Below are 1,435 nucleotides of genomic sequence, written 5' to 3'. Positions count from 1 at the left end.
CAGCAGGATTTTCCGGTCTCCCTTGAGAGTCCGGCTCTGGGACGGTTTCAGCTCCTTTCTGAGGCCCTTGCGCACTCTCTCTAGGGCATCGTTGGCCATGCGCACCACATGGAACTTATCGACCACGATACGGGCCTGGGGCAGCACAGCCTTGACCGCTGCCCGGTAGGGGTTCCACATGTCCATGCTGACGATCTCGACCTTCTGCCGGTCTTTCAGCTTCATCAGGTAGTTGGTCACCACGTCCTGGCGGCGGGTGGCCAGCAGGTCGAGCAGGGTTCGCTCCTCAATGTTGGTCAGAATGCAGCGGTAGCGCTTGTTCAGGTATAGCTCGTCAATGCCCAGGATGCGGGGCGTCTCGAAGCGGTGCCAGCGCCCCAGGAACTCGGCGCGGGCGTTGAAGATGTCGCGCACCGTCTTCTCGTCCAGGCCGGTCTGTGCCGCCACAAAGGTGTAGGGGTGGTTGAAGGATTCCTTCTCCACGTACTCATGCAGCCGCAGTGTCATACGGAATCCGTCCACCATCTCCGGTAGCTGGGGCCTGAATGTTGTCTTGCAGGCCCGGCAGGTGTATCGGCGGCGGACCACCCAGAGAGTGACCCGCTTGCCGTGGATGGGCAGATCACGATAGGGAACGTCACGCTTGCCGAACCGTACGAACTCACCCTGCACGCCGCATTCCTCGCAGGCGATGGGATCGGGCACGTCCACCTGGAAGTGCATTTCGTCGTCGGTTGATTTGCAGCCCAGTACTTGGTATTGCGGCAGGTGAAGGATGTTGTCGGGAAGTTCGGTCATGGTGTTGTATAGGCGTAGGTGTCAGTCAGATCCATCCGGCTCGGCATTGGTGTTTGCTTTTTTACCCAACAAGCTGCTGGAAACGAAAAGTAAGGCACCGAGGACAATTGCAATATCAGCCAGGTTGAAGGCCGGCCAATGCCAGTCTCGCCAATAGAAATCAAAGGAATCCACAACATAGCCGCGAAAGACCCGGTCAATCAGGTTGCCCATGGCGCCACCGAGGATAAGACTGTAAGCGATGGCTTCTCCTTTATGACGATTTTCAAGGATCAGCTTGATCAGAAAAATCGAGACCACTACCGCGATTCCGATAAAAAAGTAGCGCTGCCAGCCTCCACCATTCGCAAAAAGACTGAATGCGGCACCGGTGTTCCATAGGTGCACCCAGTTAAAGAACGGGGTCACCGAAACATACTCGCCATAGGCCATTGATTGCTGCACCAGCCACTTTACAGCCTGATCAGACGCTGCCAGCAGGCCCGATATGGACAATAGGGCATACGGCGAGAGCTTTTTGCCAATAATGAGCATTATTTAACCCTTCAACGCCAAAATGCGTCTGGCACCGTTAAGTACAATGCCCCCCGCGATGGTGCCGATAATCAGATCCGGATAATTGGAACCGGTCCACGCG

Annotated in this window: 1 protein-coding gene and 2 pseudogenes; all 3 read right to left on the bottom strand. The window is 56.2% G+C overall.

Annotated features, from left to right (window positions below):
* Positions 1 to 798, bottom strand: a pseudogene (locus GTU67_RS15155) (ISL3-like element ISPpu12 family transposase); the annotation flags it as partial.
* A gap of 21 nt (positions 799 to 819) precedes the next feature.
* Complete coding sequence (gene lspA / locus GTU67_RS15150; RefSeq protein ID WP_004863699.1) at positions 820 to 1,332, bottom strand: signal peptidase II; 513 nt, start codon at positions 1,330 to 1,332, stop codon at positions 820 to 822.
* A 3-nt stretch (positions 1,333 to 1,335) separates the two neighbouring features.
* Positions 1,336 to 1,435, bottom strand: a pseudogene (locus tag GTU67_RS15145) (cation transporter); the annotation flags it as partial.

Source organism: Pusillimonas minor (genome assembly GCF_014237865.1).
GTDB classification, from domain to species: domain Bacteria; phylum Pseudomonadota; class Gammaproteobacteria; order Burkholderiales; family Burkholderiaceae_B; genus Neopusillimonas; species Neopusillimonas minor.
The sequence above is the reverse complement of the archived record's forward strand: the minus strand, read 5'-3'. Positions and strand labels throughout refer to the sequence as shown.

What these genes read in the sequence shown, in the direction of transcription:
- lspA (WP_004863699.1), bottom strand. Translation starts at nt 1,332, where the DNA reads ATGCTCATTATTGGCAAAAAGCTCTCGCCGTATGCCCTATTGTCCATA.